Here is a 16,081-nt window from a genome sequence, read left to right on the forward strand (position 1 = left end):
AGAAGGCTCTATATCCATAGAGCCTTCCGTTTTGGTCAGAACTTAATTTTTATCCCCGCAATCCCGCCGTAATTCACGCTACTACCTTCAAACGACTTCTCAACGTTCAACGATCCGGTAAGTGACACTGACTGATTTAGTTGATGGTCCACGCCTGCATTCAACTGCCCCCATGTGCCGCCACTATTGGTAGTGAAGGGAATGTAACCGTCCTGCGAAGAAAACTCGGTTTTAGACTCGCCTTTAAATTCATGCAAAATGCCGGGGCGAATCCAGGCAGTGGTGCGGGTTTTATCCGCCTTGTTGTTTTGCGAATCCTCGTGATTCCAGGTTTGGTGAAGGCGCACGCTGACCCGTCCGGTGAGTGAGTCGGCCCGATCAAACTTCACTCCCGACGCCCGGTCGCGGGTGTTATCCAGTTTCACCGTCGAGTAAATCAGCTGCGCCTGCGGCTCAATAAAACGCTGAACGTCTTCGTCAGGCTGCCACGGATAACCCGTCTCAGCAGAGGCGCTTAACCCGTAACCTTTGGTTTTCATCGGGCTAAGATCGGTCGGGCTGGACTCCACATAGAAGCGGTTGTACTGAGCGACCACATCGAGATAACTTCCCGCAGGTGTAAAGTGCGTCCAGTAGCCGCCAACGCCCCATGATTTCAGGGTATTGCGCCCGGCATTCTCGCCGTCGGTATGTGTGACCTTACTGTTTATTTTGCCGATGTTTCCCAGCACCCCGGCAAAATTTGAACTGCCGTCATCTTTGCTTTCGCGATACAAATCAATGCCAAGCTGAATGGCATTGAGCGAAAAGCGTGACTGTGGCCCGTCAAAATCAGACTTGCCCTGTTTGTAGATAAACCTTCCCCAGCTCATATGCGGCGATTCAGTCGCCTGCGTGATTTTTTCCGGGCTGGCGAACTGCTCCCCGGTGCGTTCGTGCAGGCTATCAACCAGCATCCGGCCATAGAGCAGCGCGAGCTGAGGAATGTCCTGATACAGCGAAGTCTCCGCCCGGTAATTCGGTATAGCAGCCGGTGGTTCGGCAGGTGCGGACGGTTTTACATTATCCACCGGAGGCTTTTCAACGGGCTTCTCACCAGGCGTTGGGTCGGGATCGGGTTTTGCGGGTGGTGGCGCAGGGGGAGCCAGGTCTTCAACGACTCTTTCCGGCTGTTTGTTCGAACGCAGATACCAGGCTTCTTCATTGCTGTCATCGACGCTGGAACGGTACAACGAGTATTCATACGGCCCGGCCTTCACTTTGTTGAGCAGGCTGAATGCTTGCGGGTCGGTGGTCGCCCCGCTAATCGCATCGACCACTTTAATCCCGTTGCCGCGCGTCAGTGCGCCGCTGCCATCGGTGTTGGTGATTTTAAGGTTGGTTGCGCCATCGGCATGACCGCCATTAATCACCAGTTGGTCGGAGGGGGAATTGTCATCATGCAGATGGGTATTTAGCGCAATCGTCCCGTTATCGCCGTGATAGTTATTCACCGTCAGCGTTTTGTACTGGTGGTTTTCGGGGGTACTGAAATTGATCAGGCTTTGATTATTGTTGAGCGTACTGAGCACTGAATTGCCGGTTAAAAACCACAAACTGGTGTTGTTTAACGCCACTTCGGAATACGCATTGGCTGCTGTTAGCGCCGCCCCGGTTGCAATGCTCCCGGACAGGTTGATGTGGGCTTTGCCAGGCAAATTACCGACGCCGTTGTTTGCCTGCAACCACTGGCTTTCGCCCGTCACCCGGCTGTTCTTTAACTCGATATCGGCATAACCCGTGGTTTGGATACCGTGGCCATGCTCGCTTGTCAGCGTCGCGTTGGTTAAATTTGCCAGCCCGCGCCAGGCCTGAGAACCCTGAACAGCCAGCGCCGCCGCACCATCGCCGTGCGTTGTAGCCACCACATTATCCGCCAGAACCTGCCCGCCATTGCTCGCCAGAATGCCGTGTGACAACTCACCATCGGTGGAAACAACGGTGTTTTTAGCCGTCAGCTCGGCTCCGGCTTCAGCCCACAGGCCGCGTGAATTATCGCCATGAGTCGCCAACGCCACGTTATTAAGCGCCATCTGCGCGGTTTCAGATTTATATTTTCGGCCAACAAACGCACCGGTCGCATTATCTCCCAGTGTCTCAACAGAAACATTCGTCGCTGAAAGATTCACATCGCCCGGTTTTGCCGCGCCAATGCCGGCATATAAACCTACTGAGTTATCACCCAACGTTTTCACCGACAAATTCTTCAGAATGAGACTGCCACCGTCATCGGCGGTAGCACCGTAGGCCTGAGAACCTTTCGTCACCAGTGTGGTTCCATCCACTGTCAGCATCGCGCCTGCACTGCGAGAGGCGACTGCGTGTGGAAAAGTGAGATTGGACGAAACTGGTGAGCCATTCCCGGTGGTGGTGACACTTCCTCCCGTTACGCTCACGGTGGCGCCGATGTTCGCAACAATCCCCATCGCATTATCGTTGCCGGAAGTATTGATATGGCTGTTGGTAATGACCGCCGTGCTGTTGGCAACACCAATCCCGGTGCCGTAATTGCCGGAAGTGGTAATTCTGGAGGTGTTCACTTCAAGCTGGCTGTTGTTGATGGCACTGATACCGCTGGCAGGGTTTTCCGTAGTAATAATTTCGCTGTCTTTCAGAATTAGCGAAGAACCGGCACCCTGAAGCAGGATCCCCGGCGACCATGGCCCGCTTATGCCGGGGGCTGCGGTAGTAGTCATTTTGCTGCTGATAATCTCAGCGCTGGCACCGTCATTGATATTCACACTTGAGCTGCGTGCGCCACGCGTTTCAATTGTTGTATTGCCGATTTGCGCGTGGGAGTCAGCGCCTTCCACGGAGACGCCGTGGCTTTGGCTCCCGGTGGTGGTCATGGTGGAATGGCTTACGGAAACAGACGCTCCTGAAATTGCTCGAGCGGCTGAACTTGAGTGCGCTGCGTTCCCCGCGCCGCTGACGAAGACCGTGCTGTTAGCGAGGGAAATTGCGCTGTTATTGCCTTCGGCGCGGCTTCCTCCCTGATTCGTACCGGTCACGGACATCGTTAGCCCCGTTCCGGTTATGCTCGCCCCAGACAAGGCATGAAGTGCGGCGGTTGTGGTGCTGCTGGTGGCTGCGCCAGAGCTTGTTATCTGGCTGTTTTTTAGGGAGATCTCACCTTTATTTTCTGCTCTGATAGCACTGGCGCCAATGGCTGACGTGGTAAGTTGCAAGCCCTCGCCGTGAATAGACGAGTTGTCGTCGCTTGCCAGTAGGACATGACTGTAGTTACCCGAGGTTTCAACAGACGTCTCTTTCAAATCGACTTTGCCGCCTTGTTTCGCGGAAATACCTACGCTGCTGGAAGAAGATGTCTTTACGCTTGAGCGATTAAGCGCTGCCAGGGAATAGTCGCCCGTTACAACAATCCCACGGTTGTTGATTCCCTTCGTACCGCCGCCTATCGTGACGCGACTGTTTTCGAGACTCAGCTTTCCATTCTCAACGAGCACGCCAGTCATATCACTGGCAGTGACAATGGCGCTCGCCGCCGTCAGTGGTTCGAGAGTGATCATGGAATCAACAAGATCCACTCTGCTATTGCCTAAGATAAATACCCCGGTCTGGCCTTTTGCCCCTGCGGCAGCCGTCGCATTATTTTTTATCACCCCACGGGTTAGGGTAACGGTTTCACTATCTGCGATTTTTATTCCCGACGTATTGGCGGCACTCATTTTTATTGTTTCATCAAAGTACGAACCACGAACGGAAATCCCTACGGAACCTACGCTCGTTACCAGTCTTTCCGTACTCGCATCGGCACAACCAAAACTCAGAACGCCTGCCACTATTCCAGCGGATGTTTTCAGTATTATTTTATGATGGTTATAATGAATATGGGGATGGGGTATTTTAATGATTTTCATAACTTGCCTCAGATTGTGAATATTATCGCAGAGGCAGTTAATTCGTCAGGGAGTGGTGGTAAAATAAATAACTGAGTGACGGAGCAGGAATATAAATACAGTGTAATATTATTTAACTGCCTTGTGCGTTCGATAAGCATACAGGCGAAATTTGAGCAGCCTATTACTCAACGTTAAATGCGGATTTAGTTTTATTGTACGTGTGTTTAGTTACCAAGAATGCTGTTGAGAAATAACATGAAACTGGATTTTTGTTCCATCTCTTTTCGATAGGTCAGATACACGTTCACCTGCTGTACAGGAAATTGCAGGTCAAGCTTCCGCAACCCGAAAACTTGCTGGTAGCGATCAAACCCTTCCTCAGTGATAAAACCCACGCAGTCTGTTTCCGACAGCAGCGTCATCAGCATCATTAATGAATTCGTTTCAAAAGAGACATGCGTTTTGTTTAGCATTGCCATCAGTGATTGTTTTTTCTGATAAATCACCTGATCGGCCGTTAAATGGCTGACTAAATCGAGCGATTGTAACTCTTCGATACTGACTGAGGTTTTCTGGAAGGGATTATCTTTTCGGCATACCAGTATCGGGCGTAATTCACGGAGCAACACGCATTTTAATGTGGCACTGATAACAGGAGCTGCGGAGAAAACAATATCGGCTTTGCGTAAATTAAGTAATTCTAAAGCATCTGGAATGCCGAGATTCGTTTCTATATATTTGATTTTATAATTAAGATTCTCAGATTTAATTTTTAATATGGTGGACGATAAACTATGCACTGCGACTGAAAATGGGGAATAGATAACCAACGTTTCCCGATTATTCGTCTGTTTACTTCGGCCCACCGAATCACTCATTATTTCAAGGGGGTGTTTAAGTTGTGTGTATAGGTCGTCAGCAAATACCGTCGGGGAAATAGTATTGCCGTGGCGAATAAATAAAGGATCTTCAAAATGCAGACGAAGTTTGCGTAGTGAATGACTTATAGATGGCGGGGTAACATCCAGAATCTCCGAGACTTCTGTAATGCTGCGCGTGGAATAGATTAAACAGAAGGTAGTCAGTAAATTGAGATTAAAACTGGCAAGTTTAAGAACTTTATCGGAAACCGTGGTTGTTTTCATACCCTTCACACCGCGCGCACTGAATAAAGAGTAGCTTAGCAGCGTTTGTGAAATAGGGGGAAGCCGGGAATCAGAAGAACCGGGCGGGGAAGCATCGCCAACCCGCCGGATCATGATTCTGAATTACTTAATGGCGTCTTCCAGAATATGGATATGAACATCCAGCACATCGTCTTTTACAGCTACGCTGTGGTTCTTCATATGACTGGTTTGCAGGTGCGCTTCCAGGTGAGCAACGGTTTCCCATTTTTCCAGCATAAACACGGAATCGGGTGCGGTAGTCTGGAACGCAACCTGAGCGTTATGGTCGATGAGAGGCGCATAACCAAAGCAGCCTTCTTCTTCGAGCACGGTTGGAATAATTTTTGCGAATGCATCCAAAACCGCCTGGCGATGGTGAACGCCCGGGCGAGTACGAATTTCAGCTATAACAGTAATCATGTTCAACTCCTTGTTGTCGACATAAGACAGTTAAGCAAAAACTCGGCCCAGATGCTCGCGGTATTCTGCGATAAAACGCGGAACATCAGGTACTTTCATTACGTCATTGGCGATAAAGGTCGGCAAACCTTCCATACCCAGGAATTGGTTAGCTTTGTGGAATGACAGATAAACACCATCAACGCCGACGCCATGGAAGAACTGCTCTTTGTCTTCAAAGGCTTGCAGCGGAGCATTCCAGGTCAGGGAAAGCATATAGGTTTTGCCCTGAATCAGACCGCCAGAACCGTATTTTTTCTCAGCGTCGGAACGGGTACGCCCATCGCTGGCATACAGTGAACCGTGGCCTTCGGTGAACACGTCATCAATGTATTTTTTCATGGTCCACGGCGCGCCCATCCACCAACCTGGCATCTGGTAAATCACGGTGTCGGCCCACAGATATTTTGCCACTTCTTCTTTTACGTCGTACTCGCTGTCGGTACGAGTGACCTGAACATCATGCCCGAGGTCGCGCAAAAAGCTTTCCGCGACGTCGGTCAGGGTGTCGTTAAGTTGGCCGTTAGAGTGGGCGAATTTTTTCGCGCCGTTGATAATCAGAATGTTGCTCATAGTTAGTCCTCGAATAATTGCGTCTGGCGCGAAGTCTACCGTGATCGCTATCACGGTTAAATGCTAAAAACGGGCAAAGACTTTTGCTTAAAACGCAATAATCCGAGTCTCTCAGGCATTTTTACCAGCGAATCCGAACTTCGAATCCACCATGGGAGGCATTCAGAAACAGCGCCTGCATACCGTGCAAAGCCGCTATACGGCGGACGATGGATAAACCCAAGCCGCTGCCAGTTTTCTCCTGCCCTGGCGGGCGGAAGAATCGCTCCCCAAGTGAGTTTAAAAACTCCGGGCTGACGCCGGGACCGTTATCAGTAATGATAATCTCGTGGCTTTGCAAAACGACCGTGACGACGCTACCACGCGGGCTGTAACGCACGGCGTTATCCAGCACATTTCTGACCATCAAACTGAGCAGCAGCGGTTGCCCCTGGCGTTTCACACTGGCGTCCTTGATATCAAGACGGAGATCAACGCCCTCGCGTGATGCCTCGTGATACGCATCCATCACCGCATTTTGTAGTAATGGCTGAAAAGCTACTTCCTGGATGTCATCCAGCCCGGCTAACGAATCCAGGCGCGATAATGTTAGCAATTGATCGACAAGGCGTGTGGCGCGGTCAATTCCATCACTCAGATTATTCAATGCGTGGTCGCGTATCGGTGCGTCATCTTGCGCAAGTTGGGCGACTTCGGCCTGCACTTTCAGCGCTGCCAAAGGGCTGCGCAGTTCATGGGCGGCATCCGAGGTAAAACGCCGCTCGCGCTGCATAAACTCGCCGGTACGGGTAAATAGCTGGTTAAGGGCAACCACCATCGGACGGACTTCTTGCGGCAGCGTTGCGGTGGGCAGTTCGCTTGCGTCGTCGGGTTTACGGCTGCGTAACTGGCGCGCCAGCTTGTGCAGAGGGGAAAGGGCGCGGCTCACCAGCCAGACCAACAACAGCAGAATTATCGGGGAGGCAATAAGCCACGGTGTGAGCTGGGACAAAACGATATCTCGCGCCAGGTCTTCGCGGTATTCCCACTCCTGGCCGACCACGATGCGGTATTTGCCGTCGGGTGTCGTGACCCAGACCATGCGCCACATGTCATCGTCACCCGCAAGTTTGCCGTCAGTAAATCCGTCACGCTGGTATCTATAAGTGAGATTACGACCATTATCGCCATCATTGAGCAGCAGTTTCCCGTCAGCGCTATAAATGGCGAACGCCAGCGTGTCATCATCTTGCTTACCACGATGGTGCGAAATCATGCTTTTGGTGCGCGGGAGTTGCGGTTCACCCCGTACTGAGTTGAGATCCAGAACGCTCAGACGTTTAGCGAACAGCACCTGCTGTGTATCAAACAGCTTATTGAGGTTTTTAGTGGTTTGCTGCCAGGCGGCAATACTCGCGCTAATCCATGCAATCAGCGTCAGCAAAATAAATCCGGCAATTAATCTTGCCCGTAAACTTTGAGTCAGGGCTTTTATCATTCTTCACCCAGGGTGTAGCCGATGCCGTGCACCGTGCGAATAAAACCGCTGCCGAGTTTGCGGCGTAAATGGTGGATATGCACTTCCAGCGCGTTTCTGGAAACTTCGTTATCCCAGCTATAAAGTTTCTCTTCAATCATCGTGCGCGGTAATACGCGCCCGGCGTTGCGCATTAATAATTCCAGCAAGGCAAACTCTTTAGGCTTTAACAATAATGTTTCGCCATCACGGGTGGCGGCCAATTTAATGGGATCGAGTTCCACTCCGGCATGACGAAGAACGGATTGCGCTTGCCCATGATTCCGGCGAATTAAAACCTGAAGCCGGGTGGCAACTTCTATTAACGCAAAAGGTTTACACAAATAGTCATCGGCTCCGAGCTGCAAACCCTCAACCCGTTGTTCCAGTGTTTCCCGGGCGGTTAGAATAAGCACCGGTTCAGTGCGACCATTACGACGCCAGGATTTTAAGATATCCAGCCCGTCGGTTCCCGGTAGGCTTAAGTCCAGAATCACGGCGTCGTAGGGGGCCAGGCTTAATGCAGACTGACCTTGCAGCCCGTCGGTAAACCAGTCTACGCAAAAGCCCATCTTGGTTAGCCCGGCTTTTAATCCGTCGCCGATGAGCTTGTCATCTTCAATCAGTAATATGCGCATGGTGTTTTCCCTTACTGCCCATTTGCGGGAAGTTAATAACTTTTGAGTGGGAGTGTACAGGGGAAAAATACGATGCTTCGGCACGGTGCGCAATTTACTAAAAAAAAGCGATTTTTGATGGAGGAATTAAGATCGCGTTAAGATCTGTCAGGTTAAATAGCTCTCATACCGCCCTGAACGCTGATTCATCCGGGCACTAAAATATTCATTCATAAAGGGAACATTAACGATGAAAAAATTAGCCGCTATTATGACTATTCTCGCTATCACCGCAGCACCGGCTATCGCTGCGCAACAAGGTGGATTCCAGGATCCCAATGCGCCAGCCGCTCAAACACAGACCCAATCTGCGGGTGGCTTTGTTGGCCCAAGTGGCAGCAACACCACGGTAGAAAAGGCCAAATCACTGTCTGACGATACCTGGGTGACTATGCGCGGCAAGATTGAATCCCGCATCGGCGGCGATCATTACATCTTCCGTGACGCATCCGGTACGGTAAACGTAGATATCGACCATAAACGCTGGAACGGCCAGACCATTACCCCGCAAGATACCGTTGAAATTCAGGGCGAAGTCGACAAAGACTGGAACTCGGTTGAAATCGACGTGAAGCAAATTACTAAAGTTAAATAACCTCCCCAAAATGAGCCGCTGTTAGCGGCTCATTTTGTCTCATGGCACTTCACCTAAGATACGCACTCCTCTGTGACTAAAACTGCCAGATAAGGTACTATCGGCGGCAATTACGCCGTTTATACCCGTCATACTTCAAGCTGCAGATGCGTTGGCTGCACTCAGTCACCCCAGTCACTTACTTAAGTAAGCTCTTGGGGATTCCTGAGTTTGCCGCCTTTCTGCAACTCGAATTATTTAGGGTATGTGGCCACACTCGGCTCGTCAGTTTGAGGATGAATAATTAATGAGTGATTTAACTCATGATGGTGCAGAACGCCTTGCGCTGCACGAATTCACGGAAAATGCGTATCTCAACTATTCCATGTACGTCATCATGGACCGCGCCCTGCCGTTCATTGGTGATGGTTTAAAACCCGTACAGCGTCGTATCGTCTATGCGATGTCAGAGTTGGGATTAAGCAATAGCGCTAAATTCAAAAAATCTGCTCGTACCGTCGGTGACGTGCTGGGTAAATACCATCCGCACGGCGACAGCGCCTGCTATGAAGCGATGGTGCTGATGGCGCAGCCGTTCTCCTATCGTTACCCGTTGGTTGATGGCCAGGGCAACTGGGGTGCGCCGGATGATCCGAAATCCTTCGCCGCGATGCGTTATACCGAATCACGCTTGTCGAAATATGCTGAAGTTTTGCTGGGTGAATTAGGGCAGGGAACGGTCGATTACGTGCCGAACTTTGACGGCACCATGCAGGAGCCGAAAATGCTGCCTGCGCGCCTGCCGAATATTCTGCTCAACGGCACCACCGGCATCGCCGTGGGTATGGCCACGGATATTCCTCCGCATAACCTGCGCGAAGTGGCGAAAGCGGCAATCACCCTGATTGACCAGCCGAAAACCACACTCGACGAACTGTTAGATATTGTTCAGGGGCCGGATTACCCGACCGAAGCCGAAATCATCACCCCGCGTGAAGAGATTCGCAAAATCTACCAGAATGGTCGTGGCTCTGTGCGCATGCGTGCAGTGTGGAAAAAAGAAGATGGCGATGTTGTCATCACCGCATTGCCACACCAGGTGTCTGGTGCGCGTGTACTTGAACAAATTGCCAACCAAATGCGCGCTAAAAAGCTGCCGATGGTTGAAGACCTGCGCGATGAGTCGAATCACGAAAACCCGACGCGCCTGGTGATTGTTCCGCGCTCCAACCGTATCGACGTAGAGCAGGTGATGAACCACCTGTTTGCCACCACCGATCTTGAGAAAAGCTATCGCATCAACCTCAATATGATTGGGCTGGATAACCGTCCGTCGGTGAAAAACCTGCTGCAAATTCTGACTGAGTGGCTGGTTTACCGTCGCGAAACGGTGCGCCGCCGTCTTAGCTACCGTCTCGAAAAAGTGCTCAAACGCCTGCATATCCTCGAAGGTTTGCTGGTGGCGTTCCTCAATATCGACGAAGTGATTCATATCATTCGTACTGAGGATGAGCCGAAGCCGGTGTTAATGTCGCGCTTTGAGTTAAGCGAAACTCAGGCTGAATCTATCCTCGAGCTGAAATTACGCCACCTCGCGAAACTCGAAGAGATGAAGATTCGCGGCGAACAGGGCGAGCTGGAAAAAGAGCGTGACCAGTTGCAGGGCATTCTGGCGTCTGAACGCAAAATGAGTACCTTGCTGAAGAAAGAGTTGCAGGCTGATTCCGACGCTTATGGCGACGATCGCCGTTCACCATTGCGTGAACGTGGCGAGGCAAAAGCCATGAGCGAACATGACATGACTCCGTCTGAGCCTGTCACCATTGTGTTGTCGCAAATGGGCTGGGTGCGTAGCGCCAAAGGCCATGATATTGACGCGCAAGGGTTAAACTACAAAGCGGGCGATAGCTACCTTGGCTCCGCCAAAGGTAAGAGTAATCAGCCTGTGGCGTTTATCGACTCCACCGGGCGCAGCTATGCGCTCGACCCGATAACGTTGCCTTCAGCACGTGGCCAGGGTGAGCCATTGACCGGTAAACTGACACCGCCGCCGGGGGCTGTCGTTGAGCACGTATTAATGGCGCCGGACGACCAGAAACTGTTGATGGCATCTGACGCAGGCTACGGTTTCGTTTGCACCTTTAACGATTTAGTGGCGCGTAACCGTGCGGGCAAAACGCTTATTTCCTTGCCGGAAAATGCGAAAGTCATGCCGCCGATGGAAATCTCAAGCGTCGATGACATGCTGTTGGCGATTACTGCCGCAGGCCGTATGTTGATGTTCCCGGTGGGTGATTTACCGCAGCTTTCTAAAGGCAAAGGGAATAAAATCATTTCTATTCCGTCTGCTGAAGCGGCGAAAGGCGAGGATAAACTGGCTCATCTGTTTGTTCTGCCGCCACAAAGCACCGTCACTTTGCACGTTGGCAAACGTAAAATTAAACTTCGCCCGGAAGAGCTTCAGAAAATAACCGGTGAACGCGGTCGTCGCGGTACGCTGATGCGCGGCCTGCAACGTATTGATCGTGTTGAAGTTGATTCTCCGCTTCGCGCGAGTGCGGGTGACAGCGAAGAGTAATTGAAATCTGGCAGCAGCGATGCTGCCAGAAGCGCTAAAGCAAGTCATACTTGTCAGCGGTTTAGGCTTTTGAGGTTGTTATGCTATCCATCGTTCGTTTTATTATCGTTATCATTTATTGCATCCTGGTCAGCATTTTTGGCTGTATTTATTGCCTGTTCAGCCCACGTAACCCGCGCCATGTTGCAACTTTTGGCCATCTGTTTGGGCGCTTGGCACCGGTGTTCGGTTTGAAAGTCGAAACCCGTTTACCGGAAGGTTATGAAAATCACCCGACGGCGATTTACATCTGTAACCACCAGAATAATTTCGACATGGTGACAGCGGCGAGTATTGTGCAGCCGCCAACCGTGACCGTCGGGAAAAAAAGCCTGCTGTGGATTCCATTTTTTGGCCAAATCTACTGGCTAACCGGAAATATGCTGATTGACCGTGACAATCGCGCTAAAGCCCTCGGCACCATTTCCCAGGTCGTGGCGCAGATTCAGAAACGTAAAATATCGGTCTGGATGTTCCCGGAAGGCACGCGTAGTCGTGGCCGCGGTCTGTTGCCCTTCAAAACCGGTGCCTTCCATGCTGCAATTGCTGCGGGCGTCCCAATTATTCCGGTGTGTGTTTCCAATACCAGTAATAAAATTAAGTTAAACCGCTGGAATAACGGTTTGGTGATTGTCGAAATGCTTGATCCAATTGATATCAGCCATTACGGCAAAGATCAGGCGCGTAAACTCGCTACGCATTGCCGCGATATCATGAGAGAAAAAATCGCCGAGTTAGATAAAGAAGTCGCGGAGCGTGAAGCTTCCGGTCGAGTTGAAAAGAAGCAGGCGAACTAATCACTTCTATTTTGGCGGTACGTTTTGTACCGCCCCACGTTGTTAAGTTTCACATGGAGCAATTATGTCACTCAGTCGGCGTCAGTTCATACAGGCATCAGGAGTCGCACTTTGTGCAGGCTCGGTGCCACTGAGGGCAAACGCTGCCGGACAGCAGCAACCTTTACCCGTTCCTCCTTTACTCGAATCCCGCCGTGGGCAGCCGTTGTTCCTGACGTTGCAGCGGGCGCACTGGTCATTTACCGGTGGCGCGAAGGCGCAAGTCTGGGGCTTGAACGGACGTTATCTTGGGCCGACCATCCGCGTATGGAGCGGCGATGACGTAAAAATGATTTACAGCAATCGTCTGCAAGAAAATATCGCGATGACGATTGCCGGTTTACAGGTTCCTGGCCCGTTAATGGGCGGAGCGGCACGCATGATGCAGCCAAACGTTGACTGGGCGCCGGTACTGCCGATTCGCCAGAAAGCGGCGACGCTTTGGTATCACGCAAACACCCCGAATCGCACGGCAAAACAGGTTTATGCGGGTCTGGCTGGCATGTGGCTTATCGAAGATGAAGTCAGCAAAAATCTGCCGATCCCGAACCACTACGGCGTGGATGATTTCCCGGTTATCATTCAGGATAAGCGCCTCGATAACTTTGGTGCTCCGGAATACGAAGAGCCGGGCAGTGGCGGTTTTGTTGGTGATACGCTGCTGGTGAATGGCGTGCAGGGACCGTATGTCGAGGTTTCTCGTGGCTGGGTGCGTTTGCGTTTACTCAATGCTTCAAACTCGCGCCGCTATCTGCTGCAAATGAGCGATGGCCGCGCGATGCATGTGATTTCCAGCGACCAGGGTTTCCTGCCAGCACCGGTTTCCGTGAAGCAACTTTCATTGGCACCGGGCGAGCGCCGCGAGATTCTGGTGGATATGAGCGACGGCAAAGAAGTGTCGATAACCTGCGGGGAAGCTGCCGGTATTATGGACAGAATCCGTGGCTTCTTTGAACCATCGAGCATTCTTATCTCCACGCTGGTTCTGACGTTGCGTGCCACGGGCCTGTTGCCACTGGTGACAGACACGCTGCCAATGCGCCTGCTGCCGGATGAGATTATCAATGGCAGCCCGGCACGCAGTCGTGAAATTACCCTGGGCGATGATCCTGGTATTAATGGCCAGCTCTGGGACATGAAACGTATTGATATCCAGACTCAGCAAGGTACCTGGGAGCGCTGGACGGTGCGTTCCGATATGCCGCAGTCTTTCCATATTGAAGGCGTGAGCTTCCTGATTAAAAACGTCAATGGTGCAGCGCCGTTTGGGGAAGACCGTGGCTGGAAAGATACGGTTTGGGTGGATGGGCAGGTCGAATTACTGGTCTATTTCGGCCAGCCTTCATGGGAACATTTCCCGTTCCTCTATTCCAGCCAGACGCTGGAAATGGCAGATCGTGGCTCTATTGGGCAATTGTTAGTACAACCTGCGCCGTAACTCAATTTATGCCCTTTCCATCAGCGGAAGGGCGTTAATTTTTAACATGGCAATAACACTTCATTTTTGACCCCATACCAGCGTATAATCGCCGGCTTTGGTTATTTTTAAATCATTTTTTATTCATTTTTCGGAAGCATTATGAGCTCTATAAGCTTGATCCAGCCCGATCGCGAACTCTTTTCGTGGCCACAATACTGGGCAGCCTGTTTTGGCCCGGCACCATTTTTACCCATGTCACGTAAGGAAATGGACGATTTAGGCTGGGACAGCTGTGACATCATTCTGGTTACCGGAGATGCCTACGTCGACCATCCGAGTTTTGGTATGGCGATCTGTGGCCGTATGCTGGAAGCCCAGGGCTTCCGCGTGGGTATCATTGCCCAACCAGACTGGAATACTAAAGAAGACTTCATGCGTCTTGGCAAACCGAATCTGTTCTTCGGTGTGACCGCAGGCAACATGGATTCGATGATCAACCGCTATACCGCGGATCGTAAACTGCGTCACGACGATGCGTATACGCCGGATAACGTGGCGGGTAAACGCCCGGATCGCGCATCCCTGGCCTACACCCAGCGCTGTAAAGAAGCCTGGCGTGATGTGCCTGTGATCCTCGGCGGCATCGAAGCGAGCCTGCGCCGTACCGCACATTACGATTACTGGTCTGATACCGTTCGTCGTTCGATTCTGGTGGATGCTAAAGCCGACATGCTGATTTTCGGCAACGGCGAGCGTCCGCTGGTGGAAGTCGCTCATCGCCTGGCGATGGGTGAGAAAATCGACCAAATCTGCGATGTGCGTAACACCGCAATGATGCGTAAAGAAGCGATGCCGGGCTGGTCTGGCGTGGACTCTACGCGTCTGGATATGCCTGGTCGTATCGACCCGATTCCACATCCATACGGTGAAGATTTACCGTGTGCAGAAACCGGTAAACCGGAAAAACCCATCAACGAAGCGAAAGCTATCGTGGTGAAACCTGCGCCGATGAAACCGTGGGAAAAAACCTACGTATTGCTGCCGTCGTTCGAAAAAGTCAAAAACGACAAAGTGCTGTACGCGCATGCCTCCCGTATTTTGCACCACGAAACCAACCCAGGTTGTGCGCGTGCGTTGATGCAAAAACACGGCGATCGTTACATCTGGATCAACCCGCCAGCGATCCCGCTTTCTACCGAAGAAATGGATAGCGTTTTTGCGCTGCCGTACAAACGTGTTCCGCACCCTGCTTATGGCAAGGCGCGAATTCCGGCGTATGAGATGATCCGTTTCTCGGTCAACATCATGCGTGGCTGCTTCGGTGGCTGCTCATTCTGTTCTATTACCGAGCACGAAGGCCGCATTATTCAGAGCCGTTCTGAAGATTCGATCATCAGCGAAATTGAAGCGATGCGCGATACCGTTCCAGGCTTTACCGGCGTGGTTTCCGACCTTGGTGGCCCAACAGCTAACATGTATATGCTGCGCTGTAAGTCGCCGCGTGCAGAACAAACCTGCCGCCGTCTGTCCTGTGTCTACCCGGATATTTGCCCGCACATGGACACCAACCATGAGCCGACGATCAACTTGTATCGCCGCGCCCGTGAAATTAAAGGCGTTAAGAAGATCCTGATCGCCTCCGGTGTTCGTTACGATATCGCTGTGGAAGATCCACGTTATATCAAAGAGCTGGCGACCCACCACGTGGGTGGATATCTGAAGATTGCTCCGGAACACACCGAAGAAGGGCCGCTGTCGAAGATGATGAAGCCGGGGATGGGCAGCTATCAGCGCTTTAAAGAGCTGTTTGATACCTACTCCAAACAGGCGGGCAAAGAACAGTATTTGATTCCTTACTTTATCTCCGCGCACCCTGGTACGCGTGATGAAGACATGGTGAATCTGGCGCTGTGGCTGAAGAAAAACCGCTTCCGTTTGGATCAGGTGCAGAATTTCTATCCGTCGCCGCTGGCGAACTCAACGACCATGTATTACACCGGCAAGAACCCGCTGGGTAAGATTGGCTACAAGAGTGAAGATGTGGTGGTGCCGAAAGGCGATCGCCAGCGCCGCTTGCATAAAGCGTTGCTGCGTTATCATGATCCAGCCAACTGGCCGTTGATTCGTGAAGCGCTGGAAGCGATGGGTAAAAAGCACCTGATTGGCGGCCGTCGTGAGTGCCTGGTGCCTTCACCAACGCTTGAAGAGATGCGTGAAGCGCGTCGCTACAACCGTGGTGCTCGTCCGGCATTGACGAAACACACGCCAATGACGCATCAGCGTAAAGCGGCACCTGCGGCAGGGGCAAAGCCTGCGCCAAAAGGTGCGGTGAAGCCAGCAAGCAGGAAGCGTCCAGCATAAT

At 51.7% G+C, this 16,081-nt stretch carries 11 protein-coding genes; 5 read left to right on the forward strand and 6 right to left on the reverse strand.

What is annotated here, in order from left to right; all coding sequences use genetic code 11:
- Positions 1 to 35 precede the first annotated feature (35 nt).
- From GBAG_RS02600 to qseB, 6 genes are all read right to left on the reverse strand, one after another.
- Positions 36 to 3,842 carry an autotransporter outer membrane beta-barrel domain-containing protein gene (locus GBAG_RS02600; protein ID WP_167333323.1) on the reverse strand — a complete coding sequence of 1,269 codons (3,807 nt, stop codon included), beginning with the start codon at positions 3,840 to 3,842 and terminating at the stop codon, positions 36 to 38.
- Positions 3,843 to 4,126: 284 nt separating this feature from the next.
- Positions 4,127 to 5,047 (reverse strand): LysR family transcriptional regulator, encoded by a 921-nt coding sequence (locus GBAG_RS02605; RefSeq protein ID WP_167333324.1) that lies wholly within the window; start codon positions 5,045 to 5,047, stop codon positions 4,127 to 4,129.
- 123 nt (positions 5,048 to 5,170) lie between these two features.
- On the reverse strand, positions 5,171 to 5,488 hold the full coding sequence (locus GBAG_RS02610) for a putative quinol monooxygenase (RefSeq protein WP_034493265.1): 318 nt from the start codon (positions 5,486 to 5,488) through the stop codon (positions 5,171 to 5,173).
- Between the two features lie 30 nt (positions 5,489 to 5,518).
- The gene (locus GBAG_RS02615) at positions 5,519 to 6,100 is read right to left on the reverse strand and encodes an NAD(P)H-dependent oxidoreductase (protein WP_034493267.1); all 582 of its coding nucleotides are present in this window, start codon (positions 6,098 to 6,100) and stop codon (positions 5,519 to 5,521) included.
- 121 nt (positions 6,101 to 6,221) lie between these two features.
- Positions 6,222 to 7,577 (reverse strand): quorum sensing histidine kinase QseC, encoded by a 1,356-nt coding sequence (qseC, locus tag GBAG_RS02620; RefSeq protein ID WP_210434934.1) that lies wholly within the window; start codon positions 7,575 to 7,577, stop codon positions 6,222 to 6,224.
- Positions 7,574 to 8,233: a quorum sensing response regulator transcription factor QseB gene (gene qseB, locus GBAG_RS02625; RefSeq protein ID WP_034493269.1), complete on the reverse strand. Its 660-nt coding sequence runs from the start codon at positions 8,231 to 8,233 to the stop codon at positions 7,574 to 7,576. Before qseB ends, qseC begins: the two co-directional genes overlap by 4 nt.
- A gap of 229 nt (positions 8,234 to 8,462) precedes the next feature.
- Between qseB and GBAG_RS02630 the strand changes: the two genes are divergently transcribed.
- The 5 genes from GBAG_RS02630 (at position 8,463) to GBAG_RS02650 (ending at position 16,080) form a co-directional block, all read left to right on the forward strand.
- Entirely contained in the window at positions 8,463 to 8,867 is a 405-nt protein-coding gene (locus GBAG_RS02630) for a YgiW/YdeI family stress tolerance OB fold protein (protein WP_034493270.1), read from the forward strand.
- Between the two features lie 286 nt (positions 8,868 to 9,153).
- Positions 9,154 to 11,424: a DNA topoisomerase IV subunit A gene (gene parC, locus GBAG_RS02635; RefSeq protein ID WP_034493271.1), complete on the forward strand. Its 2,271-nt coding sequence runs from the start codon at positions 9,154 to 9,156 to the stop codon at positions 11,422 to 11,424.
- A gap of 80 nt (positions 11,425 to 11,504) precedes the next feature.
- Positions 11,505 to 12,260, forward strand: coding sequence for a 1-acylglycerol-3-phosphate O-acyltransferase (locus tag GBAG_RS02640; protein ID WP_034493273.1), 756 nt, complete (start codon positions 11,505 to 11,507; stop codon positions 12,258 to 12,260).
- A gap of 64 nt (positions 12,261 to 12,324) precedes the next feature.
- A complete protein-coding gene (ftsP, locus tag GBAG_RS02645; protein ID WP_034493274.1) occupies positions 12,325 to 13,737 on the forward strand; it encodes a cell division protein FtsP in 1,413 nt (470 codons plus the stop codon).
- Between the two features lie 141 nt (positions 13,738 to 13,878).
- Positions 13,879 to 16,080, forward strand: coding sequence for a YgiQ family radical SAM protein (locus GBAG_RS02650; RefSeq protein WP_034493276.1), 2,202 nt, complete (start codon positions 13,879 to 13,881; stop codon positions 16,078 to 16,080).
- Position 16,081 lies beyond the last annotated feature (1 nt).

This window comes from Buttiauxella agrestis ATCC 33320 (genome assembly GCF_000735355.1).
GTDB lineage: Bacteria > Pseudomonadota > Gammaproteobacteria > Enterobacterales > Enterobacteriaceae > Buttiauxella > Buttiauxella agrestis.